Raw genomic sequence first — 24,651 nt, forward strand, 5'->3', positions numbered from 1 at the left:
GCATGATGTCTGATTCCTCAGTTCGTTCGTTCCGTTTTCGCACGTCGGTTCGTAGCCTCCTGGCGGCGGGCTTGCTGATGGGCAGCGTTGCGCATGCCGACAGCAAAGTCACGCTGAATGAGTGGGATATCTATACGTATCCTCAGCAAACGGCGGCAGTCGATGAAGGCATTAAAGAATTCACTCAACAAAACCCCGGCATCGTCATTAATCGCTCCGTGCACTCTTTCGAAGATACCCGAATTCCACTGAAGCTGGCGTTAACCGCAGGTGAAGGGCCGCAGATCGCACAGGTGAACCAGGGCGGCGGCGATATGGGATCGCTGGTAAAAGACAAACTGCTGCTGCCGCTGGACAGCTATGCGGCCGAGTACGGCTGGACCAAACGCTTCCCGGACTCCATTCTGAAGCGTAACCGCTGGTCTGACAGTGGTCAGTTTGGCAGCGGTAAGCTGTACGGTGTTGCCAGCCTCGGTGAAATGGTCGGCCTGTATTACAACAAAGCGCTACTGGATAAAGCCGGTATTGCGGTGCCGAAAACCCTGAGCGAGCTGGAAGCCGCCATGGCAAAACTGAAGCAGCAGGGCACGCCGCCAATGATGTTAGGTCTGCTGGACGGCAATATGGGTCAGCAACTGCTCAGCACCTTGTGGGAAGCGCAGATTGAAAGTCACGATCGTAAAGCGCTGGATGACCTGATTTATGACGTGGGCGGCACGTTCAAAGATGAAAAGCTGATTAAGGCCGCCACGATGATGAAAGGCTGGGCCGATAAAGGTTACCTGTTCCCTGGCTATCAGGGCATTGGCCACGATGATGCCGCCACGCTGTTCCAGAACGGTCAGGCGGCTTTTCTGGTCAGCGGCACCTGGTATCTGGGCCAGTTTAAAGACAATAAAGATATTCACTTTGCCGCGATGCCGGCGGGTGAGGGTGTGAAGCAGCCGTTGATGGTCGGCGGGACTGACCTGGCCTTCTCGATGACCAGCATGGCAAAAACCAAAGCGCAGCAGGATGCCTCAGCCAAATTTATCAACTATATGGTGTCAGACAGCATGGCAAACCGCTGGCTGAGTGTGGGCTTCCTGCCCGCCAGCACCAGTAAAGACGCAAAAATCCCGGCCGATAATCCGCTCTTAGGCGAGGCCTATCAGGTCTGGCTGACGCTCAATGCCTATGACGGACTAGGTCACTATGTGGACTGGGCCACCCCGACGATGAACGCCGAACTCAATCAAAACGTACAGCTGCTGCTGGCGGGACGACTCACGGCGAATCAGATGGTCACTAACTTCGATAACAACTATCAGCGTTATATAAAAACCCTGAAACACTAAGCCGGGTGCCCGGCAGCATATCTGCCGGGCCTGAATGTCGATCTCACTACGACGAGTACGGTTATGTTGAATCAAAGCAGTTGGCGCAATTTTCTCTATCTTCTTCCAGCCGTGCTGGTTTATGGACTGTTTCTGTTATTGCCGCTGCTGGCGTCACTGGGAATCAGTTTTACCGAATGGGATGGCATATCCATGCCGGTTTTCGCCGGCGTCGCTAACTACCTGCGCATGTTCAGCGATCCGGTGTTCTGGATTGCGCTGGGCAACAACGCCATCCTGATGCTGTTTTATACGCTGCTGCCGATCAGCGTCGGACTCCTGCTATGCAGCTTTTTGTATGAAACCCGCAACAATACCGAGCGCAGCGTGCTGCGGATTCTGTTCTTCCTGCCCTATATCATGCCGATGGCGGTGCTGGGCGTGGTCTGGCGCTGGCTTTATAACCCGGCATTTGGCCCGATCGATCAGTTCCTGCGTACTGTCGGTTTACCGCAGCTGGCAATGTCGTGGCTGGGGGATTTTACCTGGGCACTGCCTGCCGTGGGCATGGTGGCCACCTGGTACTTCTTTGGCTTCTGTCTGGTGCTGTTTATGGCGGGCCTGCAGCGTATGGACCCGTCCCTGCTGGAAGCGGCCGATCTGGATGGCTCGTCGCGGCGGCGTAAGTTTATACGCATCACGCTGCCGGGCCTGCGCCCGGAGTTGCGTATCGCGCTGCTCCTGACGGTGATTGCCAGCTTAAAAGCCTTTGATCTGGTTTATGTGATGACCCAGGGCGGGCCGGGCACTTCCACGATGGTCACCAATATCTTTATGTATAAGCAGGGTTTTGATCTGCACTACTTCGGCTATGCCTCATCGGTTGCCGTATTCAGCATGGTGATTGTGCTAGGGATTAACTACCTGATTCATCTGGCCCTGAAGGAGCGTTACTGATGAAAAGCACTCCGGTTATTTCTCGTGCGCTCATCTGGGTCGTCGCGTTGCTGACCATCATGCCGTTTCTGATGGCGTTTATGACCTCATTTAAGACTCAGATGGAGCTGTTTCAGGGCGTGTTTACGCTGCCTGCGTCACTGAATATCAAAAATTACGTGACCGCCTGGCAACAGGGGCATTTTAACGTTTACTTTATGAACTCCGTGCTGGTCGTGATTCCGGTGGTGCTGTGCAGTATTTTGCTGGGTATTCTGGCCGGATTTGGCTTTGCCATGCTAAAAATTCCCGGTAAAAAGCTGGTGGCGGCGATGCTGGCGCTGGGCATGGTATTACCAAGTGAAGCCTTTATCATTCCGCTGTATCACGAACTGCACTGGATGGGATTAACTAATACCACTCTGGCCCTGATCCTGCCGCAGATTGCGCTCTCGTTGCCCTTTACGACGCTGATGATTGCCAGCGCCTTCCAGCAGGTTCCGAAAGAGCTGGTTGAAGCGGCCGTGATGGATGGTGCGTCGCGCGTCAAAATCCTGTGGGGCATTTTAGTCCCGGCTATCTGGCCGACGATCTCCACGCTGGCCTTGCTGCTATTTATCTGGACGTGGAACGAATTTCTTATCCCGTTAATTCTGGTGAATAAAGACGAACTGCGCACCCTGCCGATTGGCATGATGTTTTTTCAGAATAAAAACACCATCGATATCCCGGTACTGATGGCAGGGGCGATGATCGTCATTATGCCGCTCATTCTGGTGTTCCTGTTCTTCCAGCGCAAATTCATCAGTGGCGTGACCGAAGGCGCGGTGAAATAACCCCACCAGGCCACACTTCACGACGGAGGCCGAAAAATGGATCTTTCTCTTGCTGATTTTCATCCGGCAGCGGACGGTGAAACGCCGGACACGCAGGCACTGCAACGCGCGATCGATCAGATTGCCGAAGCGGGCGGCGGTCGGCTGACGTTGCCACCGGGGCGTTATCGCAGTGGCAGCCTGAATCTGCCTTCCAATTTTGAGCTGCATCTGGCCGCCGGGGCGGTGCTGATTGCCAGCCGGCACCTGGCAGATTATCAGCAATGGAAGACGCTGAGCAGTGCTGAGAAATCGCATAACGTCCTGCTGTATGCGTTGGGGCAGCGCAATCTGACGATCAGTGGCAAAGGCCGTATAGAAGGCGACGCCGAAGCCTGGTTTGCGGCAGAGGCCGACGAACAGGGCTATCGCATGCCCAGGGCAGACAGACCGCGCATGATCGTCTTTGAGGACTGCGAGCAGGTGACACTCAAGGACTTTACCCTGTTTCAGGCCCCAATGTGGACGGTGCACCTTGTCAGCTGCCGCCATGTACACATTGACCATCTGACCATTGATAACGCCATGACGCTGCCCAACACGGACGCGCTGGATATCGACAGCTGCGAGGCCGTGTTGATTAGCAACAGCTACTTCAGCGCCGCTGACGATGCGATTTGCATTAAAACGACCTTGAAGCCTGGCAGTCTGCGCCGTCCGGCCCGGCGCATCGCGATCAGCAACTGCCTGCTGCGCAGCGACAGCTGCGCGATTAAAATCGGCACGGAAACCTGGGATGACGTCGAAGATATTACCGTGACCGGCTGCAGCCTATTTGATTCCAACCGCGGCATTGGCATCGTCTCGCGGGACGGCGGTGCGATACGGCGCGTCCTGTTCAGTCACATCACCTTTCACTGTCACCATGTTGCCGCCTGCCACTGGGGCAAAGCCGATCCCCTGTTTATTTCTGTGCGCACGCGCGATCCGCAGGTGCCACCGGGGATCGTTGAACAGGTTCAGTTCAGCCATCTCAGCGGTGTGGCAGAAGGGGCGATCAACCTGCATGCGGCGCAGCCGGGTTGGATCCGCGACATCGTCATCAGCCAGCTACAGCTGCGTCAGACAGTCGCGCAGGGCGTACAGGGTCAGTTCGATGTTCGCCCGCCCTGTAATCCGGACTCGCCGACCGGGATGGGGCTGGACAACGCGTACCGGGTCGATGTGACCACGGGCGAGGCGTACGGCGTGGAGCGCTATCCGGGCGGGCTGCCGGGCCTGTTCGCGCGCGGCGTTGAACATTTGCACCTGCACCACCTGGCGATTCAGCGGCCTGAGCCACTGCCGCCAGGCTGGCATCCGGACAGCGTGGTGCTGCTGGCAGAGTAACTTACAGCGCCGCTGCGATAGCGTCGCCCAGTTGCTGTGTATTGGCGCTGCCGCCCAGGTCGCGGGTTAAGTGCTCGCCTGCGGCCAGCGTGCGTTCGATGGCATCCAGCACGGCATCTCCTGCCGCCTTGTAGCCCAGATGCTCCAGCATCATCGCACCACACCAAATCTGACCAATCGGGTTCGCGATGTTTTTACCGGCGATATCGGGCGCGGAACCGTGTACCGGTTCAAACAGGCTGGGGAAGTTGCCTTCCGGGTTAATATTGGCGGACGGCGCGATGCCGATGGTGCCGGTACAGGCAGGGCCCAGATCTGACAAAATATCGCCGAACAGATTGCTGGCCACCACGACATCAAACCAGTCGGGATGCAAAACAAAATTCGCGGTCAGAATATCAATATGATACTTGTCGACCTTAACGTCAGGATAATGCGCCTGCATTGCCTGAACGCGGTTGTCCCAGTAAGGCATGGTGATGGCGATGCCGTTTGATTTGGTGGCAGAGGTCAGGTGTTTTTTAGGCCGACGCTGCGCCAGGTCAAAGGCAAACTTCAGGATGCGGTCAACGCCCACCCGGGTCATCACGGTTTCCTGAATGACCACTTCTCGTTCTGTGCCGGGGAACATCGTGCCGCCGACGCTGGAGTACTCACCTTCCGTGTTTTCGCGCACGACGTAAAAGTCGATATCACCGGGATGCCGGTTGGCTAACGGCGCTTTCACGCCGGGCATCAGGCGGACCGGACGCAGGTTAACGTACTGATCGAACTCACGACGGAACTGCAGTAACGACCCCCACAGAGAAACGTGATCCGGCACGATATCGGGCCAGCCGACCGCGCCAAAATAGATCGCATCAAAGGTTTTCAGCTCAGCAAACCAGTCATCAGGCAGCATTTTGCCATGCTGTTGCCAGTATTCCGCGCTGGCATAATCGAACCACGTCCACTGCAGCGGAATATTAAATTTTTCTGCTGCGGCATTCATCACGCGAATACCTTCTGGCATTACTTCCTTACCAATGCCGTCGCCGGGAATCACGGCGATACGATGAATTTTCTCTGTCACAGGGTACCTCTGAGGTTGATGTTGTAGGGGCCCGTCAGTGGGTGAAGGCTGTCGATATGCAGCTTGATTAATGATCGGGCATCGGCGCAGTATAACTCTCCACCTGAGGTAAATAATTAGCCTGGAAGTTAATCCCATGTTGAATCAAAGTAGAGAATCACGCACATCCAGTGATGACTTAGTGTTCTTTCTGCGCGTCGCTTCTCTGGACAGCTTAACGGCGGCGGCGCGCGAGCTGGGATTATCGCTGGCGGCCGTCAGCAAACGATTAAGCCAGCTGGAGCAGCGGCTGGGCGTACAGTTACTGCGCCGCACCACGCGCAGGCTGGAGCTGACGCCGGAAGGGCGGCGCTATCTGGACGGTGCACGTCCGCTGCTGGAGCAACTGGCGGCACTGGAAGAGGCGGTCAGTGGTGAAACGACGCAGTTACGCGGCACGCTGAACATCAACGCCTCCTTCGGCTTTGGCCGTCGCCATATTGCACCCTGCGTGTCAGCTTTTGCCGCCCTCCATCCTCATCTGGCCCTCTCCCTGCAGCTCAGCAGCCAGCCGCTGAATTTTCTTGATGCGCATGTGGATATTGATATTCGCGTAGGCGAGCCGCCGGATTCGCGGCTGATCGCCCGTAAGCTGGTCCAGAATCCGCGTGTGCTGTGCTGCTCGCCAGGCTATGCGGCGAAGCACGGCCTGCCAGACAGTATCCGTGCGCTGGCGCAACATAACTGCATTTTACTCAGGCAACATGACAGCGACTTCGCTCTGTGGCGCTTAGTCAGCGGCGCTGAGAGCCTGAGCCAGAAGGTGCGCGGTAATCTGGTGACCAACGACGGGGAAGTGGCGATGCGCATGGCGCTGGATGGTCATGGTATTTTGCTGCGCTCATGGTGGGACGCAAAACACAGCATTGCGGCGGGGGAATTGCTGCATGTTCTGCCTGCCTGGCATGCGCCCGATGGCGATATTTTTGCCGTCTGGCAGGCGCAGCGGCAGCCGCCAGCACGCATCTCGGCGTTTGTGACTTTTCTGCAGGAAAATTTGCAGATGGATGCATCGTTAACGAATCTGTGAGGTTTTGAAAAATCGCCCTCAGTTATGCATTACCCGCCATAAAGTATTTACGGAACGCGTCGATACCAATCTTATGTGTCTGCGCCCGTTGCGCCGACCAACTCTGGGCACGCCTCAGGTCTGAGGCGCGGTGCAACCTCTGGTGGATGCGTACCTATGAATACAGATTTAACCCGCGTCGGGGAGGGGGTTTCCCCTCAGCGTATTGCGAAGCAGGCCGACAGGCTGATTGTTATGCTGTGCTGGGCCCTGGTAGTGATTTCCGCTATCGTCGGCAGTCTGTATCAGTCAACGTGGCTGGCCATAACCGTGGGTACCGCGCTGGCGCTGGTCGCCACGCTGGTGGGATGGCTGGCAAACGGAACGCTGTTTTCCCGACTCTGGCTGGCCTTCACGCTGATTGGGTTTGCGGGGCTGCTGATTCAGTTGGGCCGGGGCGAAACCGAGTTTCACTTTTCGGTGTTTGTTTTACTGTCGGTCTTGCTGGTTTACCGCGACAGCCGACCGCTTCTGATGGCAGCCGCGACGGGCGCGGTGCATCACCTGGTATTCAACTATCTGCAGGAGCACGATCGGTTTGGCATCGTGGTCTTTCACCATCCAGGTCTGGAGATGGTGCTGTTTCATTCACTGTTTGTGGTGGCGCAAACCGCGATGCTGGTGCTTATTGCCCGGCAGATGGCTGCGGATTTGCGCGCCTCCAGCGAAGTGGCGCAACTGGCTGCCCGCATTAACCGCGAGCCTGGTTGCCTGACGCTGTTTGCGGACAGTCAGCAGAGCGAAACGCCCTTTGCCCGCACCTTTAGTCAGACGCTGGGGACGATGCGCGGTACGTTAAATCAGGTCAGCCACGGCGTTGCGGAACTGCTGCAGGAATCAGACAGTATGCTGTCTCGTAATGCCGCGCTGTCACAGCGCACTGACGAGCAGGCGCAGGCGCTGGATGTTGCGACCAGTGCAATGTCACAAATCAGCGTGGCGGCAAGTCTTGCGCGGGACAAAGCGCAAACGGCCTGCGATCTGGCCCGGGAAACCCGCCAGGTCGCCAGTAAAGGCCAGGAGAATATTCAGCAGGCCATGCACTCAATGGCCCAGATTAATGTCGAGTCGGGGCGGGTAAAAACCATTCTTGAACTGATTGACGGCATTGCCTTCCAGACCAACATCCTGTCGCTGAACGCCTCGGTGGAAGCCGCACGAGCCGGTCAGGAAGGACGCGGATTCGCAGTCGTTGCCAGTGAGGTGCGTACCCTGGCGTTACGCTGTGAGAATGCGGCACGGGAAATCCGGCAACTGATGGATGCCTCCAGCTCCAGCGCCGGTCAGGGCACCGTTCAGGTTGACCAGGCCGCGCAAACCATGCAGGCCATTCACGTAAGTATCGACAGCCTGTCACAGCTGGTAAGTGAACTCTCTGAGATGAGTGTCCAGCAGAATCAGAGCATTGCGCAGATTCAGCAAAGTATTAGCAGTATCGATCACAGCGTGCAGCATAACGTCAAACATGTGACCGAAACGCTTCAGGTTGCGCAGCAGCAACGGCAGCAGGCAGGCGCGTTGCAGCAGGCGATTTCGCTGTTTCGTTTTAGCTGATTAAAGACAGGGGAACCATCCCGGGATGAGGTTCACAAGGGCAGGGGTTACGTTGGCTGGCTAAGTGGGCAGCCGCCGGCCTGCGGGTCCGTCAGGATGACGTCGTGATCCGCAGGACGACAGCGGCCCCTGGCCGTTAGCTGTCCACGCCTTTCACTAACAGTACACGGTAGTTGGCGCCTTTCAGGCGATGCTGTTTCGCCGCCTGATATTCCGGACTGTCATACCAGGCATGCGCTGCCTCAGTCGTCGGGAACTCAATAATCACAACGCCTTCGGCTTCAGGCCCTTCCAGCGTTTCCAGTTCGCCATAGAACGCCAGCGGTTTGATGGGATGGTCACCCCGTGCTTTGCCCGCTTTTTCCGCGTAGGCAGCCATTTCATCCTGATTCAGGGTGTTATCACGAATAAATACGACATATGCACTCACTGTCTTTCTCCTCAGGCCTGCTTGTCTTGGGTTTGGGTATCAAAGTCCGATGCATCATGGCGTTCACGCAGCTGGTCGGCGGGATCGCCCATCACGCGGTTAACTTTGCGACCACGCATCACAGCCGGACGTTGGGCGATCTCTTTGGCCCAGCGCACCACATTTTTATAGGACTGAAGATCCAGGAATTCGGCCGCGTTGTACTGGTTGTACAGCACCATGCTGCCGTACCACGGCCAGGTGGCGATATCAGCTATGGTGTAGTCATCACCGGCCAGATAGCGGTTATTGGCCAACTGACGATCCAGAACGTCAAACTGACGTTTGGCTTCCAGTGAGAAGCGGTTAATGGCGTACTCAATTTTCTCTGGCGCGTAGTGATAGAAGTGACCAAAACCGCCGCCCAGATAAGGGGCAGAGCCTTGCAGCCAGAACAGCCAGTTCAGCGTCTCGGTGCGCTTCGCAATGTCTTTTGGCAGAAAATAACCGTATTTCTCTGCCAGATAGAGCAGGATATTACCGGATTCAAACACCCGAATCGGCGGCGTGGCAGAGTGGTCACTCAGGGCCGGGATTTTGGAATTCGGGTTGATATCAACAAAGCCGCTGGTGAACTGGTCGCCTTCGCCAATGTTAATCAGCCAGGCATCGTACTCCGCATCATTTACGTTCAGCGCCAGCAGCTCCTCCAGCAGAATGGTGACTTTCTGGCCGTTTGGCGTACCAAGGGAGTAAAGCTGCAAAGGATGTTTACCGACCGGCAGAGCTTTTTCATGCGTTGGGCCTGCGGTTGGGCGATTTGTTTTGGCGCCGTTACCTTTGGCTTCCGGGTCCCACTTCCAGACTTTAGCGGGCTGATAGTGTTGTTCAGACATGATGAGGTTCGCCTTTTTGTGTTTGGAGTGTCACGAGTGTAGCAGTTGCCAGCACGCCGGTTTAACCCTGGTGGCGATGACTTTGTATCGCTTTACTACAATGCTTAAGGCAATTGACCGTCAGCCCTGTGTCTGTTTTCTCTGCCTAAATCACATTGATGACGGCTGAGTATTGCTATGCTAAAACGGTTTAGTGAAATTTAGCTATAGCTGAGCAGGAGATAACGATGACAGCGCGAGTCTGGTGTCTGGGTGACGCCGTGGTGGACCTGCTTCCGGACGGACCGGGGCATTTAATTCAGTGTGCAGGCGGCGCGCCCGCCAATGTGGCCGTCGGCATTGCCCGCTTGCAGGGCAAGAGCGGATTTATCGGCCGGGTCGGGGACGATCCCTTTGGCCATTTTATGCAGCAAACGCTGGCCAGTGAGCAGGTTGAGACGGCGTATATGACGCTGGACAGCGCGCATCGCACGTCAACGGTCGTGGTCGCGCTCGACCATGAGGGCGAACGCTCTTTTACCTTCATGGTCCGGCCCAGCGCAGACCTGTTTCTTGAACAAGGCGATCTGCCGCCGTTTCAGCCGGGCGAGTGGCTTCACTGCTGTTCCATTGCGCTGGCCGCCGAACCGTCCCGTTCCACGACCTTTACGGCGATGCAGCGGATAAGCGAAGCCGGGGGATATGTCAGCTTTGATCCCAACATTCGTCACGACCTGTGGCGCGATGACGCGCAGTTACGTGACTGTGTGAACCGCGCGCTGCAACAGGCAGATGTGGTCAAGCTGTCGGAGGAAGAGCTGGCCTTTCTGACCGAAGAGGCGCAGGGCGGTGACAGCCTGCAGATGCTGGCAGAACGCTATGCGATCAGTCTGCTGATGGTTACCCAGGGCAAAGCCGGCGTAAAAGTCTGGCACCAGGGCCAGCATTATCACTATCCCACGTTACCCGTGGTGAGCGTGGACACCACCGGTGCCGGTGACGCTTTTGTCGCGGGGTTATTGTGGGGACTGGCAGAAAAAGGCCTGCCCACCAATGAAACGGAGCTGGCGGCATGCCTAACCAGCGCTCAGCAATGTGGCGCGCTGGCGACGACCGCCAAAGGCGCGATGACGGCGCTGCCCTATCGTCATCAGATTGCGGGCTAATGCCCACTGTCGCCGCGCTCAGGCCCGCCCGGCGGGCAGCAGAACCCATACGGGGCAGGTGACCGTTGGCGGAACGCCCAGATGCGCGCGTTCCGTCACCCTGGCGACCACGACGGATTACGCACCCGAACCTGCCCCCTTCTCCTGCCGTATCATTTCACCGCGTTGCGCTGGCCTTATCAGTTTCCCGGCTGATTTCACTGACCTGTGACGGCTTCGACGTTGCCTGACCGCGCCCGCTTTGTCCTGCTTCGCCAGGCCCCCGACGCTACGTTATGCCCGAATGCGCTTTGCTGTGAGGCAGTTCACTCATTCGCCTTTCCCTGCTTTACAAGCGCTGACCTGGCTCGTAATGTCATTTTTATGTGAGCGGATAACAATTTTACGCAGGAGAGTAACATGGCCCTGGAGAGAGATTCACTGGCTGCCGTACTGGCCCGGCGCGACTGGGAAAACCCTGGTATCAGCGAACGTAACCGGCTTGAAGCCCATCCCCCTTTTTGCAGCTGGCGCAGTGCAGAAGCTGCTCGTGAGAAGCACCAGTCAGCGCACGTCCAGTGTCTGAATGGCGAGTGGCAATTTGCTTATTTCACCGCGCCCGAGGCCGTACCGGAGAGCTGGCGGACGCAGGATCTGGCCGAAGCCGCGCCGATAGCCGTGCCGTCGGTATGGCAGATGCAGGGTTATGATGTTCCCATCTATACCAATGTCACCTATCCCATCCCGGTAAATCCCCCCTTCGTTCCCGCTGAAAACCCCACAGGATGTTATTCGCTCACATTTAATCTGGATGCCGGGTGGCTGGTGTCAGGACAAACCCGAGTGGTATTCGACGGTGTGAATTCAGCGTTTAATGTGTGGTGCAACGGCCGCTGGGTTGGCTATGGTCAGGACAGTCGTCTGCCCTCGGAGTATGATCTGACGGAGTACCTGGTCAGGGGTGAAAACCGTCTTGCCGTCATGGTGTTACGCTGGAGCGATGGCAGCTACCTGGAAGATCAGGACATGTGGCGCATGAGCGGCATTTTCCGCGATGTCACCCTGCTGCACAAACCGGCCACCCATATCCGCGATCTGCGTATCCGCACACATTTCAATGACGATTTCAGCCGTGCCCGGCTGGACGCCGAGGTGCGCGTCGCCGGCACGCTGGATGACGACTTACAGGTGAGCATACAGCTCTTTGCAGGCACTGAATTGGTGGGGGACGCGACATCGCCACTGGGCAGTGCGATCGTTGACGAGCGCGGCGCCTGGAACGATCGGACAACGCTGTCCCTCCGCGTGAACAATCCTGCGCTCTGGAGCGCGGAAACGCCGCATCTCTATCGGGCGGTGGTGCAGTTGCACCGGGTGGACGGCACGCTGATTGAAGCGGAAGCCTGCGATGTGGGATTCCGTCACGTCAGTATTGAGAACGGCCTGTTGTTACTCAATGGCCAGCCACTGCTTATCCGCGGCACCAACCGTCATGAGCACCATCCTGTCCACGGCCAGGTGATGGATCGCGATACGATGGTGCAGGACATTCTGCTGATGAAGCAGAATAACTTTAATGCCGTGCGCTGCTCCCATTATCCCAATCATCCTCTATGGTACAGCCTGTGTGATTATTACGGGCTGTATGTGGTGGATGAAGCCAATATCGAAACCCACGGCATGGTGCCGATGAATCGCCTGAGTGACGATCCGGCCTGGCTGCCCGCGATGAGCCAGCGCGTTACGCGCATGGTGCAGCGTGACCGCAATCACCCCTGCATTATTATCTGGTCTCTGGGCAATGAATCAGGCCATGGGGCCAACCATGATGCGCTCTATCGCTGGCTGAAAAGCGAAGATCCGTCCCGTCCGGTGCAGTATGAGGGCGGCGGCGCCAACACGGCGGCCACTGACATTATTTGCCCGATGTATGCGCGCGTCGATCAGGACCAGCCGTTCCCGGCGGTGCCAAAATGGTCGATTAAGAAATGGCTGTCGATGCCGGGCGAGCAACGGCCGCTGATTCTGTGTGAATACGCCCATGCGATGGGCAACAGCCTGGGCGGCTATGCGAAGTACTGGCAGGCCTTCCGTCAGTATCCCCGCCTGCAGGGCGGTTTTGTCTGGGACTGGGTCGATCAGTCATTAATTCAGTACGATGAGAACGGCGAAGCCTGGTCCGCTTATGGCGGTGACTTTGGCGATACGCCCAACGACCGTCAGTTCTGCATGAACGGGCTGGTTTTTGCCGACCGGACGCCGCATCCGTCGCTGTATGAAGCGCGCCACGCACAGCAGTTCTTCCAGTTCAGCCTGCTGCCCGGCAGTGAGCGCACGCTGGAGGTCACCAGCGAATACCTGTTCCGCCATAGTGACAATGAAATTCTGCACTGGTCCGTGGCCCAGGACGGTAATCTGCTGGCGACAGGTGAGGTCACGCTCGACATCGCACCGCAGGGCCGTCAGCGTATTACCCTGCCCGCCATGCCACTGCCAGAATCCGCAGGGCAACTGTGGTTAACGGTGCGCGTAGAGCAGCCGCAACCTACCGCCTGGTCCGAAGCCGGACACATCAGTGCCTGGCAGCAGTGGCCGCTGGAGACGATTCTTGATATCGCGCCTGCGTCTGTGGCCGCCAGCGCCCCCGTGCTTGAGCGCAGCGAAGACCGCTTTAGCGTGGTGGTGAATAACCAGCGCTGGGCGTTCAGTCGGGAGCAGGGCGTCCTGACGCAGTACTGGATTGATGAAAAAGCACAGTTACTGTCGCCGCTGACGGACCAGTTCACCCGCGCGCCACTGGATAACGATATCGGTGTCAGCGAAGCCACGCGTATCGATCCCAACGCCTGGGTTGAGCGCTGGAAAGCGGCGGGGCATTACCAGGCGGACGTTATCACCCTGCAGTGCAGCGCGGAAACGCTCACCGATGCCGTACTGATTACCACCGCACATGCCTGGCAGTTCCAGGGCAAGACCCTGTTTGTCAGCCGCAAAACATACCGTATCGATGGCTTTGGTGAGATGCAGGTGACGGTCAATGTCGAGGTCGCCCGCGATACGCCGTATCCGGCCCGCATCGGGATGTGTTGCCAGTTAGCGGAGGTGGCTGATCGGGTGAACTGGTTAGGTCTGGGTCCCCATGAAAACTACCCGGATCGCCTGACCGCGGCCTGCTTTGATCGCTGGGATTTATCGCTGGACGACATGTACACGCCGTATGTCTTCCCCACCGAGAACGGCCTGCGCTGTGGCACGCGTGAACTGCGGTACGGTGTCCATCAGTGGCGCGGTGATTTTCAGTTCAACATCAGCCGCTACAGCCAGAAACAGCTGATGGATACCAGCCACCGTCACCTTTTGCAGCCTGAAGCAGGCACCTGGCTCAACATTGATGGCTTCCATATGGGCGTCGGCGGCGATGACTCCTGGAGTCCGTCGGTGTCCCCTGAATTCCTGCTTAGTGCCGGACGTTATGGCTACCAGTTTACCTGGGGGCAACAAAAGTAACTTAGCGGGCAGGCTCCGGCCTGCCTGACTCTCGTATAAGGAAGTCCGCTATGTACTATTTAAAAAATACTAACTTTTGGTTGTTTGGCCTTTTCTTCTTCTTTTACTTTTTCATCATGGGTGCCTATTTCCCGTTCTTCCCCATCTGGCTGCATGATATTAACCACATCAGCAAAGGGGACACCGGCATTATCTTCGCCAGCATTTCATTGTTTTCGTTACTGTTCCAGCCGCTGTTTGGGCTGCTGTCCGACAAACTCGGGCTGCGCAAACACCTGTTATGGGTGATCACCGGCATGCTGGTGATGTTCGCCCCTTTCTTTATTTATGTATTTGGCCCGCTCCTGCAGGTGAATATTCTGGCGGGTTCGGTTGTGGGCGGTATTTATCTGGGCTTTATCTACAATGCGGGGGCACCTGCAATTGAAGCTTATATTGAGAAAGTCAGTCGCCGCAGCCATTTTGAATTTGGCCGGGCCCGTATGTTTGGCTGCGTTGGCTGGGCACTGTGCGCCTCTATCGTCGGCATCATGTTCACCATTAATAACCAGTTTGTTTTCTGGTTAGGCTCTGGCTGTGCCGTGATCCTGGCGCTGCTGCTGTTCTTTTCACGCACCAGCAATTCCTCATCTGCCACGGTGGCGCAGGCCGTGGGGGCGAACCAGTCCGCATTCAGTCTGAAGCTGGCACTGGAGCTGTTTAAGCAACCCAAACTGTGGTTTTTGTCGCTATATGTTGTGGGCGTTTCCTGTACGTACGATGTATTTGATCAGCAGTTCGCCAACTTCTTTACCTCGTTCTTTACGTCGGGTGAGCAGGGCACGCGCGTTTTTGGTTACGTCACCACGCTGGGCGAATTGCTGAACGCCTGCATCATGTTTTTTGCGCCGCTCATCGTTAACCGTATCGGCGGCAAAAATGCCTTGTTGCTGGCGGGCATGATCATGTCTGTGCGCATTATGGGCTCCTCTTTTGCCACCACGGCGGTGGAGGTGGTGATCCTGAAAACATTACATATGTTTGAGATCCCTTTCCTGATCGTCGGCTGTTTTAAATACATCACCAGCCAGTTTGAGGTGCGCTTCTCCGCCACGATTTATCTGGTGTGCTTCTGCTTCTTTAAGCAGTTAGCGATGATTTTTATGTCGGTACTGGCAGGCAATATGTACGAAAGCATTGGCTTCCAGGGCGCGTATCTGGTGCTGGGCTGTATTGCACTGGCCTTCACGCTGCTTTCCGTCTTCACGCTCAGCGGGCCAGGGCCGCTGACAGCGTTACGTCGGCAGCCTGTCTGACGCACAATTATCCCCTTAACACTGGGCAGGAGACTGCCCATTGCTTTGTCCGCGCTCCCCGCTTTTTGCCGCTTCCTTTCCCACCACATCGTGTCGTTTTGCGAACTGACTCACAATCATAAAAACGGTTTAGCAAATTGCTTTGCTTGGAAATCCGGCGATCAATATTATCCAAAACCTAAACCGGTTTAGCAAAATGACAACACCACGACCTGAACCTTTCTGGAATGGCAAAACGATGAGAAAAAAGAGACTTGCTGCAACCGTTGGATTGTTGCTCTGCGCAGGCCCGGCTCTGGCTGCGGAACCGAGCATGAGCAGTATCGAAGCCCGGCTGGCCGCGCTGGAAAAGCGCCTGCAGGCGGCTGAGCAGCGTGCTGACGCCGCCGAACGTCGCGCAAACGCCGCAGAAAAACAGGCCGCTTCAGCAGAAAAACAGGCCCAGCAGCTTGCCAGCGCACAACAGCAAACCCAGGCCACTGCCACCCAGGTGGAACAGCGCACGGCGAAACTGGAACAGAAGGCGAGTGATGACGGGGGCTTTGAATTTCACGGCTATGCGCGTTCTGGCTTATTAATGAACAGCTCGGCGGCCAAAACGCAGGGCGGCCCGACCGTGACGCCGGCAGGGGAAACCGGTGGGCATGTCGGGCGCTTAGGCAACGAACCGGATACCTATGTCGAACTGAATCTGGAACATAAGCAAACGCTGGAAAACGGGGCGACCACCCGCTTTAAAGCCATGCTGGCCGACGGTCAGCGGACCTATAACGACTGGACGGCCGCCAGTAGCGATCTCAACCTGCGGCAGGCGTTTGTGGAACTCGGTCAACTGCCCACCTTTACGGACGCGTTCAAAGACACCACCGTCTGGGCGGGGAAACGCTTTGACCGCGACAATTTCGATATTCACTGGATAGACTCCGACGTTGTGTTCCTCGCCGGGACCGGTGCCGGTATTTACGACATGAAGTGGAGCGATCAGGCTCACAGCAACCTGTCGCTCTACGGGCGCACCTTTGGTGATATCGAAAACAACGATAACACCGCACAGAACTACATTCTGACAGCCAACAACTATTACGGCCCGTTCCAGCTGATGCTCAGCGGTATGCGCGCCAAAGACAATGACGATCGGCTGGACGTGAATGGCCTGAAAGTGAAAGGCGATGCTGCGAATACCGGTCTGCATGCCCTGGTGGGGCTGCACAACGACAGCTTTTATGGTCTGCGTGAAGGAACGGCGAAAACCGCGCTCTTGTATGGTCACGGCTTAGGTGCAGAGGTCAAAGCCATTGGGTCCGACGGCGCATTGCTGCCGGATGCGGATACCTGGCGTCTGGCCAGCTACGGGATCACCCCACTGGGCGGCGGCTGGCATATCGCTCCGGCGGTGCTGGCGCAGAGCAGTAAAGATCGTTACGCCAAAGGCGACAGCTATCAGTGGGCGACCGCCAACATGCGCCTGATTCAGGGGCTGACGGAGAATTTCGAAATGCAGTACGAAGCCACCTATCAATATATGGATCTGCGTCCGGAGGGCTTCAATCAGCGTAGCGCAGTGAGTGGTAACTTCTACAAACTGACCGTTGCGCCTACGTTGAAAGCCAGCAACGTAGGGGAATTCCTGAAACGTCCGGAAATTCGCCTTTTTGCCACCTGGATGGACTGGGATCACCGACTGGACAACTATGCGCGCGGCGATGCGTTTGGCAGCAGCGGCTTTGAAGCCGGCGGTGAATGGAACTTCGGCGTACAAATGGAAACCTGGTTCTGACCGGGCGGCCCTGTAGGGCCGTTTCAACCGGGTTGACAACATTACACGACAACACAGAGGTTTTTTATGGATTTTGTACAAATCTCCCGCGCATTACTGCCGCTGCTGGGAGGCAAAGAAAATATTGCCAGCGCAGCCCATTGCGCAACCCGGCTCCGGCTGGTGCTGGTCGAGGATGCCAAAGCGGATACCGCCGCGATCGGTAAAATCGACGGTGTGAAGGGCTGTTTCCGCAACGCGGGCCAGCTGCAGGTCATTTTTGGGACTGGCGTGGTCAACAAAGTCTATGCGGCGTTTGTGGCGGAAGCGGGCATCAGCGAGTCCAGTAAATCGGAAGCGGCCGACATTGCGGCCCGTAAGCTCAATCCCTTCCAGCGTATCGCCCGATTGCTGTCGAATATTTTTGTCCCGATTATTCCGGCGATCGTTGCCTCCGGCCTGCTGATGGGCTTGCTGGGCATGGTCAAAACCTATGGCTGGGTTAACCCGGAAAACGCCCTGTATATCATGCTGGATATGTGCAGTTCGGCGGCGTTTATCATTCTGCCGATTCTGATTGGCTTTACGGCGGCCCGTGAGTTTGGTGGTAACCCGTTCTTAGGCGCTACGCTGGGCGGTATTCTGACGCATCCTGCGCTGACTAATGCCTGGGGCGTGGCGGCCGGTTTCCATACCATGAACTTCTTTGGTATCGAAGTGGCGATGATTGGCTACCAGGGCACGGTCTTTCCGGTCCTGCTGGCCGTGTGGTTTATGAGTCTGCTGGAAAAACAGCTGCGCCGCATCATCCCGGATGCTCTCGATCTGATCCTGACGCCCTTCCTGACAGTGATCATCTCTGGCTTTGTGGCACTGCTCATCATTGGCCCGGCCGGGCGCGCATTGGGGGATGGTATCTCCTTTGTGCTCAGCACCCTGATTGCCCATGCAGGCTGGCTGGCCGGATTGCTGTTTGGCGGGCTGTATTCCGTTATCGTGATTACTGGTGTGCATCACAGTTTCCACGCGATTGAAGCTGGCTTGCTGGGTAACCCGTCTATCGGCGTCAATTTCCTGTTGCCGATATGGGCGATGGCTAACGTGGCACAGGGCGGCGCATGTCTGGCCGTGTGGTTTAAAACGCAGGATGCCAAAATCAAGGCGATTACTTTGCCCTCTGCGTTTTCTGCCTTGCTGGGCATTACCGAAGCGGCCATCTTTGGTATTAACCTGCGCTTCATGAAGCCCTTCATCGCCGGCCTGATCGGGGGAGCCATCGGCGGTGCCTGGGTGGTGTCGATGAAAGTGTATATGACGGCGGTGGGCCTGACGGGCTTACCCGGTATGGCGATCGTTCAGGCCAGTTCGCTGCTGAATTATATTATTGGTATGGTTATTGCCTTTAGCGTCGCCTTTGTGATCGCCTTCCTGCTGAAATACAAAACGGACTCTGAATGATGGCTAACAACACTCTGCTGCCCGCCATGCTGAAGGCGGTAATGAAAGGCCAGCCTAAAGCACGCGAGGACAGCCACTATCCGGGCTGGCACCTGGCGCCGGTCACCGGGCTGCTTAACGATCCCAATGGGTTTATCCATTTCGACGGGCACTATCACCTGTTCTACCAGTGGAACCCCCTGGGCTGTGAGCATAAGCATAAATGCTGGGGCCACTGGCGCTCTGCGGATTTGCTGCACTGGTCGCATGAACCTGTCGCCTTGCTGCCAGATGAAGAGTACGACCGGAGCGGCTGCTATTCAGGCAGCGCGGTAGACGATAATGGCACCTTAACCCTGTGTTATACCGGCAACGTTAAGTTTGCCGACGGCTCCCGTACCGCCTGGCAGTGCCTGGCGGTGCAGAACCCTGACGGGGGATTCGATAAGCTGGGGCCGGTGCTTCCCCTGCCGGCGGGCTACACCGGCCATGTTCGTGATCCGAAAGTCTGGCGTCATGGCGCACACTGGTACATGGTGCTGGGCGCGCAGGACAAGCAGCTCAAGGGCAAAGTCCTGCTACTGCGCGGAAGCGATCTGCACCACTGGGAAAACCTCGGCGAAATTGCCGGTAGCGGTTTGGGTGGACTGGGCGAAGCCGGTTATATGTGGGAATGCCCGGACATGTTCACCCTGGGAGAATCGACGTTTTTGATCTGCTGTCCTCAGGGCATTGAACGGGAAGAGAAACGCTTTCTGAACAGCCATCCCTGCGCCTGTCTCAGCGGCACGCTGGATTATGAAAACGCCCGCTATACGCACGGGGGGTTCACTGAGCTGGATGCGGGGTTTGAATTCTATGCGCCGCAGACCACGCTGACCGAGGATGGCCGTCGGCTGCTGGTGGGCTGGATGGGCGTCCCGGACGGGGAGGAGATGCATCAGCCTACCGTGAAATTCGGCTGGATTCATCAAATGACCTGTATCCGGGAACTGAGCGCGCGCGACGGTAAACTGTACCAGCAACCGGTGGCGGAACTGCAGGCGTTGCGCGGCGAGACGCAGCGCTATCACGGCAACGCCAGTCAGGCTCCGTTACTCGCTGCACAACGGCTTGAGCTGATGCTGGAATCAGGCGGCGGGATCACGCTGGATTTCGCCGGTTCACTGCTGCTGACCTGGCATGCGGATGCATTGTGCCTGGCGCGCCGCAGTCTGGAAACCGGCGAATGGCTTTACCGCCACTGGAACGGGCGGGCGCACAAACTGCATATTTTGTGTGACCACTCCAGCGTAGAGATTTTTATCAATGACGGAGAAGGCGTGATGAGTAGCCGTTACTTTCCCACGCATCCGGCGGAGTTACGCCTGCGCGGTAGCGCAGAAGTCACGGCCTGCTACTGGTCGTTACGATCCTGCATGGTAGAATAAGCCCTTGTTTCCTTAACCGAAGCACCGTCGTGAAAAAAACAAAGCGCGTTACCATCAGTGATATCGCTGCGCTGGCCGGGGTGTCAAAAGCCACGGCCAGCCTGGTGCTTAACGGACGCGGTAAAGAACTGCGCGTGGCGCAGGAAACGCGTGAACGCGTCATGGCCCTTGCTCAGCAACATCACTATCAGCCCAGCATCCACGCGCGTCTGCTGCGTGAAAATCGCAGCCATACGTTGGGGCTGGTGGTGCCTGAAATCACCAACTATGGTTTCGCCGTGTTTTCTCACGCGCTGGAAAACCTGTGCCGTGAAGCGGGTCTGCAACTGCTGATCTCCTGCACCGATGAAAATGCCAGTCAGGAAACCCTGGTGGTCAACAATCTGGTCTCGCGTCAGGTGGATGGTTTGATCGTCGCCTCCAGTCAGCAGAGCGACAGCGACTACCTGAAGCTGAGCGAGCAACTGCCGGTCGTGCTGTTTGACCGCCACGTAAATAACAGCAGTTTGCCGCTGGTGATAACGGATTCACTAACGCCAACTGCCGAGCTGGTAGAACGTCTGGCGCGCGCGCATCCTGATGAGGTTTATTTTCTGGGTGGGCAGCCGCGCCTGTCACCGACGAAAGATCGGCTGGCTGGCTTTATGCAGGGCCTGGCGCGGGCGGGCGTCACGCCGCGACCGGAATGGATCATCCAGGGCAACTACCACCCCAGCAGCGGCTATGAGATGTTTGCCGCGCTCTGTGCGCGGTTAGGCAGGCCGCCGAAAGCCGTGTTTACCGCCGCCTGTGGCTTACTGGAAGGGGTTTTGCGCTACATGAGCCAGCACCATTTGCTGGAGAGTGATATCCATATCGCCAGTTTCGACGATCACTATTTATATGACTCGCTGTCACTGCATATCGATACCGTAGAGCAGGATGTGCCGCGCCTGGCGCAGGAGTGCTTTTCGGTCATCACGCAAATGATTCAGGGGCAGGACCTGGCGGAGCGGCAGATCGTTTTGCCCGCTAGGCTGCGCTACCGCTCCTCGCTGGCGGGGTGATCCGGTTCAGCGGCAGGCCACAAGCGTGGTTCAGGTAACCGATCCCGTGCTGTTGCCACTCCGTTTCTGCATCAGGGCAAGATTACGGACAGGGCTCACGAAACGGGGACGGTATCAGGCCGTGCTTCGCCATGTGGCCATCTGAACGTTTTCATGATGGCCAGTTGGGATTACTGACCACGCGATAACGTGCGGCTGTCGAGCCACTCAAAAAGCAGCATGCCTGCCAGCATCGCCAGGACAAAGACAATGCCTTTGAGCACGCCGCCGCCGAGCAGGACCAGCGCCGGGCCGGGGCAGATGCCCGCCAGTCCCCAGCCGATGCCAAACAGGGCCGCGCCGCTGATGAGCCGTTTATCCAGTGTGCGGTTGCCAGGCAGATAAAACGTTTCCTCAAAGACGGGCCGCTTGCGTCGGGAAGCCAGCCAGAACGTTACCAGCCCGGCGATAACCGCGCCGCCCATCACCAGCGCCAGAGAGGGATCCCAGGCGCGGGTAATGTCCAGAAAACCCAAAACCTTCGCCGGATTCGCCATGCCGCTGACGAGCAAGCCCGTGCCAAACAACAGTCCACTAAGCAGAGAAAATAAAACGACCATCGTGCCTCCTGATGTTTACCCGTGACCCATCATGCCGACGGTCAGCATGGCGGTTAACATAAAGACCAGTGTCGCCACCAGTGAGCGCGGCGACAGTCGCGATAAACCACAGACGCCGTGACCGCTGGTACAGCCCGAGCCCAGGCGCGCGCCCAGGCCCACCAGTAAGCCGGCCAGCACCAGGCGTCCCCATGAGGCGTCAATGTCGATAGCGGGCAGCGCGCTGAATAACTGAAACACCAGCGGTGACAACACCAGGCCCGCAATGAACGCGAACCGCCACGGCTTGTCAGCCGACTGACGTTTCAGCAGGCCGCCCAGAATGCCGCTGATACCGGCGATGCGGCCACAAAATAGCACTAACAGACCCGCCGCCGCGCCAATCAGCAGGCCACCTGCCAGACTCTGAATCGGCGTAAAATGGTCCAGATCGATATGCATTACCGTTGACTCCTTGTGATCTGCCAATGCGTGCTTTAAACACGCCCTGTTCCAGCTAGCGTTCACCGTCGCTCTCAGGTGAACGACCGCGATTGCGCTTTACCTGCAACGCCATGCGCCTCAGCGCAAATAACGTGGTCGCGCTGCGGTGGCCGGGCAATATCTTCTGCTGACGACTGTCACAGGCTATTTTCACACAGCTGACGAACTGTGCTTACCGGCTTTTAAAGCAGGATGACGGCATCTGCCGTCTTTATCAATCGGCTTCGTGTGAGGCACATAAAAGTTCTGTGCACAGATCTGTTTTGCGCCAGGTGTACGGGGAGAGGGTACGGACAGAGGTGGGTGTCCGGACAGGATAAAAGAGGCGTGATAAGGGAAAGGAACCGGTCAGGGATAACCGCCAGTAAAGATCAACCGGGCCGTTTTGCATTGGCGGAATTGTATTGCTGTGTGCGTCTTGGTGAACAAAAAGGGGCTTAGCCCCTTTCCTGCCTGGTGACTATTTTAAGTTTTCAGGGAAATTCGCCGGCAGCTCGCTTGCCGCGCAGGCAATCACGTCTTCGTTATTTTTTCCGGCATCCCGTACAAAGGTAATCGTGGCAAACTCATCGATCACTTCGATTGGGTAGGTTGGGCCCGCATCGCGGTATTTCGCCATTTCGTCAAGATGGTCGTTCTGGAAACAGACGGTACGTTCAGGATTATTGATGACCCAGCGTGGGAAGAAAATGGTGCCGTGGAACAGCTTGTCGCTCATGTTGGCAATCAGGCTGACGCTGGTGCCGGTAGGTTCGGTCCAGGACACTTTATAGCTATTTTCCGCGACTCTGACGATATAAACGTGTTGGTCTTTGACCCAACGATTGCCCACCATCCCGCTGTGGATACGATAATCAATGGTGTCTTCGTTTTTAATGTACAGCTCATAATTCCAGCCGTTGTCGTAGGTATAAACCAGATGTTTACCTGTGAAACCGTCAAGATTGTGTTTGTCGAAGCTGCTCATCTTTCGTTCTCCTCTGTTGGTGAATCCAGCTTAGTCATTCACTTTATGAATTAAAAACGCTAATTTATGATGAAAACCATTCAAAAAATGGATTGATGATGCATAAAACCACGCTGGAACAATGGAGCCTGCTGGATAAGGTTATGAAAGAAGGCAGCTTTGCAAAAGCCGCCGACCTGACCAACCGCAGCCAGTCCTCAGTCAGTTACAATCTTGCCATGCTGCAACAGCGTATTGGCATCACCTTACTGCACATTGAGGGGCGCAAAGCGGTACTTACGCCCGCCGGTGAATTGCTGCTGGCGCAGGTGCGGCCGCTTCTTAAGGCGTTTCATTCGCTGGAGGCGTATGCGGGCGCCATACGCAGCGGCGTCAGAACCAAACTGGATCTGGTGGTGGACAGCATCTTTCCGCGCCGCCGCCTGTTCGCTGTCCTGAAAACCTTTCAGCAACGCCACCCACACACGCAAATTAATCTCACCGAAGTGCTCGAAACCGATACCGATTATGCTGAGGCCGATGTGATGGTGGTAACCCAGCGTCAGGATATGGCCGGGCGGGGCGAATGGTTGATGAACGTGGATTTTGTCGCTGTGGCGCACCGCGATCACCCCTTGCATCAATGCGGCGTAGACCTGGATGAGGAACAACTGGCGCGGTATCCGCTGATTCGCATTGCGGATCGCGAACATTTTACAGTGCAGAATGAAAGCAGCAGTGGCGATTACTGGTCTTTCTCAACCATTGACGCGGCGGTAGAAGCGGTAATGCATCAGGTGGGCTATGGCTGGATTCCGCAGGAGCGCATCCGTCACGAACTGGCACAGGGCATCCTGAAGATATTGCCGCTTCGGCATGGGGTGCGCCGCGCCACCACGCTGCATCTGCTGATTAAAAAAGACATTATCATGCTGGATCCGCCCATCGCGACCTTACTTGACCTGCTGAAAACGGCACCGCAAACGGACGTACCGTAACGGGCGCCACGGGCCGGGCAGACGATCCGCCACGGCACAGCTTTCGTGAGCCAGTTACGCGGCGGACTGGATTTACGGTGTGACGTGCAGGGCGTGAAGCAGGGCATCCAGCGAGTCAGGAGCCTGCTGATGGCGGTTTTCAACCGGATGACCGCTCCACGACAGGGCATCGTCCAGGCAATAGTCGCCGGCGCAATGCAGATCAAGATCGTCATCCAGCAGGCCAATCGGCAGCCAGATCAGCGGCCGGTCACGTAAGTCGTTCGGCACGGTGGATCCACAGTTCCTGCAGAAGTCATTGCGGTATCCCTGCGGGCGACGCCAGCTGGCGATAAAGGTTTCACCGGCCAACCAGCGAAAGTGGTCTGCATTAACGATCGTCGCCAGATTATGGCCCGTGCCGGTCTGGCGACGACACAGCGAACAGTGGCAGCGGTAAAAATGACTGGGATTTTGTGTCAGCCTGAATACCACCGTTCCGCATAAACAACGTCCTGAAATCATGCTGGCTTCCCTGAATAAAATGCGGTTAAGA

The 24,651-nt window shown here is 56.8% G+C and carries 21 protein-coding genes; 14 read left to right on the forward strand and 7 right to left on the reverse strand.

Translation table 11 applies throughout. The features are described from left to right. Positions 1-5: 5 nt before the first annotated feature. From RAC65_RS16365 to RAC65_RS16380, 4 genes are all read left to right on the forward strand, one after another. The gene (locus RAC65_RS16365) at positions 6-1,337 is read left to right on the forward strand and encodes an ABC transporter substrate-binding protein (RefSeq protein ID WP_033739253.1); all 1,332 of its coding nucleotides are present in this window, start codon (positions 6-8) and stop codon (positions 1,335-1,337) included. A 63-nt stretch (positions 1,338-1,400) separates the two neighbouring features. After that, complete coding sequence (locus RAC65_RS16370) at positions 1,401-2,273, forward strand: carbohydrate ABC transporter permease (RefSeq protein ID WP_282498374.1); 873 nt, start codon at positions 1,401-1,403, stop codon at positions 2,271-2,273. Further along, complete coding sequence (locus RAC65_RS16375) at positions 2,273-3,088, forward strand: carbohydrate ABC transporter permease (RefSeq protein ID WP_054634647.1); 816 nt, start codon at positions 2,273-2,275, stop codon at positions 3,086-3,088. Before RAC65_RS16370 ends, RAC65_RS16375 begins: the two co-directional genes overlap by 1 nt. Positions 3,089-3,124: 36 nt before the next feature. After that, positions 3,125-4,456 carry a glycoside hydrolase family 28 protein gene (locus RAC65_RS16380; protein ID WP_033739046.1) on the forward strand — a complete coding sequence of 444 codons (1,332 nt, stop codon included), beginning with the start codon at positions 3,125-3,127 and terminating at the stop codon, positions 4,454-4,456. A 1-nt stretch (position 4,457) separates the two neighbouring features. On the opposite strand, the gene RAC65_RS16385 is transcribed toward RAC65_RS16380, so the two are convergent. Further along, positions 4,458-5,528, reverse strand: coding sequence for a tartrate dehydrogenase (locus RAC65_RS16385; protein ID WP_033739048.1), 1,071 nt, complete (start codon positions 5,526-5,528; stop codon positions 4,458-4,460). Between the two features lie 136 nt (positions 5,529-5,664). Between RAC65_RS16385 and RAC65_RS16390 the strand changes: the two genes are divergently transcribed. Then, entirely contained in the window at positions 5,665-6,597 is a 933-nt protein-coding gene (locus tag RAC65_RS16390) for a LysR family transcriptional regulator (protein ID WP_039339035.1), read from the forward strand. Positions 6,598-6,753: 156 nt separating this feature from the next. Beyond that, on the forward strand, positions 6,754-8,190 hold the full coding sequence (locus tag RAC65_RS16395; RefSeq protein WP_033739053.1) for a methyl-accepting chemotaxis protein: 1,437 nt from the start codon (positions 6,754-6,756) through the stop codon (positions 8,188-8,190). A gap of 136 nt (positions 8,191-8,326) precedes the next feature. Here RAC65_RS16395 and RAC65_RS16400 read toward each other — a convergent pair whose 3' ends face one another. Together RAC65_RS16400 and yghU are read right to left on the reverse strand one after the other, a co-directional pair. Beyond that, complete coding sequence (locus RAC65_RS16400; protein ID WP_006121667.1) at positions 8,327-8,620, reverse strand: DUF1330 domain-containing protein; 294 nt, start codon at positions 8,618-8,620, stop codon at positions 8,327-8,329. A gap of 11 nt (positions 8,621-8,631) precedes the next feature. Further along, positions 8,632-9,495 carry a glutathione-dependent disulfide-bond oxidoreductase gene (gene yghU / locus RAC65_RS16405; protein WP_006121666.1) on the reverse strand — a complete coding sequence of 288 codons (864 nt, stop codon included), beginning with the start codon at positions 9,493-9,495 and terminating at the stop codon, positions 8,632-8,634. 227 nt (positions 9,496-9,722) lie between these two features. Here yghU and RAC65_RS16410 point away from each other — a divergent pair, with 227 nt between their 5' ends. The 7 genes from RAC65_RS16410 (at position 9,723) to RAC65_RS16440 (ending at position 21,090) form a co-directional block, all read left to right on the forward strand. Further along, positions 9,723-10,640 carry an aminoimidazole riboside kinase gene (locus RAC65_RS16410; RefSeq protein ID WP_058702349.1) on the forward strand — a complete coding sequence of 306 codons (918 nt, stop codon included), beginning with the start codon at positions 9,723-9,725 and terminating at the stop codon, positions 10,638-10,640. Between the two features lie 399 nt (positions 10,641-11,039). Then, positions 11,040-14,126 (forward strand): beta-galactosidase, encoded by a 3,087-nt coding sequence (locus RAC65_RS16415; RefSeq protein WP_375096892.1) that lies wholly within the window; start codon positions 11,040-11,042, stop codon positions 14,124-14,126. Positions 14,127-14,176: 50 nt separating this feature from the next. After that, positions 14,177-15,421 carry an MFS transporter gene (locus RAC65_RS16420; protein WP_054688393.1) on the forward strand — a complete coding sequence of 415 codons (1,245 nt, stop codon included), beginning with the start codon at positions 14,177-14,179 and terminating at the stop codon, positions 15,419-15,421. Positions 15,422-15,659: 238 nt separating this feature from the next. Further along, positions 15,660-17,198 (forward strand): carbohydrate porin, encoded by a 1,539-nt coding sequence (locus RAC65_RS16425; RefSeq protein ID WP_375096893.1) that lies wholly within the window; start codon positions 15,660-15,662, stop codon positions 17,196-17,198. Positions 17,199-17,264: 66 nt separating this feature from the next. Then, positions 17,265-18,635 (forward strand): sucrose-specific PTS transporter subunit IIBC, encoded by a 1,371-nt coding sequence (locus RAC65_RS16430; protein ID WP_033739068.1) that lies wholly within the window; start codon positions 17,265-17,267, stop codon positions 18,633-18,635. After that, positions 18,635-20,044 carry a sucrose-6-phosphate hydrolase gene (locus RAC65_RS16435; RefSeq protein ID WP_205959155.1) on the forward strand — a complete coding sequence of 470 codons (1,410 nt, stop codon included), beginning with the start codon at positions 18,635-18,637 and terminating at the stop codon, positions 20,042-20,044. The genes RAC65_RS16430 and RAC65_RS16435 overlap by 1 nt, the downstream gene beginning before the upstream one ends. A 29-nt stretch (positions 20,045-20,073) precedes the next feature. Next, entirely contained in the window at positions 20,074-21,090 is a 1,017-nt protein-coding gene (locus tag RAC65_RS16440) for a substrate-binding domain-containing protein (protein WP_033739070.1), read from the forward strand. A 170-nt stretch (positions 21,091-21,260) separates the two neighbouring features. Here RAC65_RS16440 and RAC65_RS16445 read toward each other — a convergent pair whose 3' ends face one another. The 3 genes from RAC65_RS16445 to RAC65_RS16455 all read right to left on the reverse strand — a co-directional run bounded on the left by RAC65_RS16445 (position 21,261) and on the right by RAC65_RS16455 (position 23,139). Further along, positions 21,261-21,689: a DUF6691 family protein gene (locus RAC65_RS16445; protein WP_039339027.1), complete on the reverse strand. Its 429-nt coding sequence runs from the start codon at positions 21,687-21,689 to the stop codon at positions 21,261-21,263. 15 nt (positions 21,690-21,704) lie between these two features. Beyond that, positions 21,705-22,130 carry a YeeE/YedE family protein gene (locus tag RAC65_RS16450; RefSeq protein ID WP_033739072.1) on the reverse strand — a complete coding sequence of 142 codons (426 nt, stop codon included), beginning with the start codon at positions 22,128-22,130 and terminating at the stop codon, positions 21,705-21,707. Positions 22,131-22,632: 502 nt separating this feature from the next. Then, positions 22,633-23,139 carry a phenolic acid decarboxylase gene (locus RAC65_RS16455; protein ID WP_033739073.1) on the reverse strand — a complete coding sequence of 169 codons (507 nt, stop codon included), beginning with the start codon at positions 23,137-23,139 and terminating at the stop codon, positions 22,633-22,635. A gap of 98 nt (positions 23,140-23,237) precedes the next feature. Here RAC65_RS16455 and RAC65_RS16460 point away from each other — a divergent pair, with 98 nt between their 5' ends. Continuing rightward, positions 23,238-24,116: a LysR family transcriptional regulator gene (locus RAC65_RS16460; protein ID WP_033739074.1), complete on the forward strand. Its 879-nt coding sequence runs from the start codon at positions 23,238-23,240 to the stop codon at positions 24,114-24,116. A gap of 72 nt (positions 24,117-24,188) precedes the next feature. On the opposite strand, the gene RAC65_RS16465 is transcribed toward RAC65_RS16460, so the two are convergent. Next, complete coding sequence (locus RAC65_RS16465; protein WP_263757134.1) at positions 24,189-24,620, reverse strand: GFA family protein; 432 nt, start codon at positions 24,618-24,620, stop codon at positions 24,189-24,191. Positions 24,621-24,651: the final 31 nt, after the last annotated feature.

It is taken from the genome of Pantoea sp. BS_8, from assembly GCF_041954965.1.
In the GTDB taxonomy this organism is placed as follows: domain Bacteria; phylum Pseudomonadota; class Gammaproteobacteria; order Enterobacterales; family Enterobacteriaceae; genus Pantoea; species Pantoea stewartii.

Bases quoted from the DNA above. Each gene is read 5' to 3' on its own strand.
- RAC65_RS16455 (WP_033739073.1), bottom strand. From the start codon at position 23,139: ATGAGCAGCTTCGACAAACACAATCTTGACGGTTTCACAGGTAAACAT.
- RAC65_RS16370 (WP_282498374.1), top strand. From the start codon at position 1,401: ATGTTGAATCAAAGCAGTTGGCGCAATTTTCTCTATCTTCTTCCAGCC.
- RAC65_RS16415 (WP_375096892.1), top strand. From the start codon at position 11,040: ATGGCCCTGGAGAGAGATTCACTGGCTGCCGTACTGGCCCGGCGCGAC.
- RAC65_RS16465 (WP_263757134.1), bottom strand. From the start codon at position 24,620: ATGATTTCAGGACGTTGTTTATGCGGAACGGTGGTATTCAGGCTGACA.
- RAC65_RS16430 (WP_033739068.1), top strand. From the start codon at position 17,265: ATGGATTTTGTACAAATCTCCCGCGCATTACTGCCGCTGCTGGGAGGC.
- RAC65_RS16395 (WP_033739053.1), top strand. From the start codon at position 6,754: ATGAATACAGATTTAACCCGCGTCGGGGAGGGGGTTTCCCCTCAGCGT.
- RAC65_RS16445 (WP_039339027.1), bottom strand. From the start codon at position 21,689: ATGGTCGTTTTATTTTCTCTGCTTAGTGGACTGTTGTTTGGCACGGGC.
- RAC65_RS16375 (WP_054634647.1), top strand. From the start codon at position 2,273: ATGAAAAGCACTCCGGTTATTTCTCGTGCGCTCATCTGGGTCGTCGCG.
- RAC65_RS16380 (WP_033739046.1), top strand. From the start codon at position 3,125: ATGGATCTTTCTCTTGCTGATTTTCATCCGGCAGCGGACGGTGAAACG.
- RAC65_RS16365 (WP_033739253.1), top strand. From the start codon at position 6: ATGTCTGATTCCTCAGTTCGTTCGTTCCGTTTTCGCACGTCGGTTCGT.
- RAC65_RS16420 (WP_054688393.1), top strand. From the start codon at position 14,177: ATGTACTATTTAAAAAATACTAACTTTTGGTTGTTTGGCCTTTTCTTC.
- yghU (WP_006121666.1), bottom strand. From the start codon at position 9,495: ATGTCTGAACAACACTATCAGCCCGCTAAAGTCTGGAAGTGGGACCCG.
- RAC65_RS16460 (WP_033739074.1), top strand. From the start codon at position 23,238: ATGCATAAAACCACGCTGGAACAATGGAGCCTGCTGGATAAGGTTATG.
- RAC65_RS16425 (WP_375096893.1), top strand. From the start codon at position 15,660: ATGAGAAAAAAGAGACTTGCTGCAACCGTTGGATTGTTGCTCTGCGCA.
- RAC65_RS16450 (WP_033739072.1), bottom strand. From the start codon at position 22,130: ATGCATATCGATCTGGACCATTTTACGCCGATTCAGAGTCTGGCAGGT.
- RAC65_RS16410 (WP_058702349.1), top strand. From the start codon at position 9,723: ATGACAGCGCGAGTCTGGTGTCTGGGTGACGCCGTGGTGGACCTGCTT.
- RAC65_RS16435 (WP_205959155.1), top strand. From the start codon at position 18,635: ATGGCTAACAACACTCTGCTGCCCGCCATGCTGAAGGCGGTAATGAAA.
- RAC65_RS16390 (WP_039339035.1), top strand. From the start codon at position 5,665: ATGTTGAATCAAAGTAGAGAATCACGCACATCCAGTGATGACTTAGTG.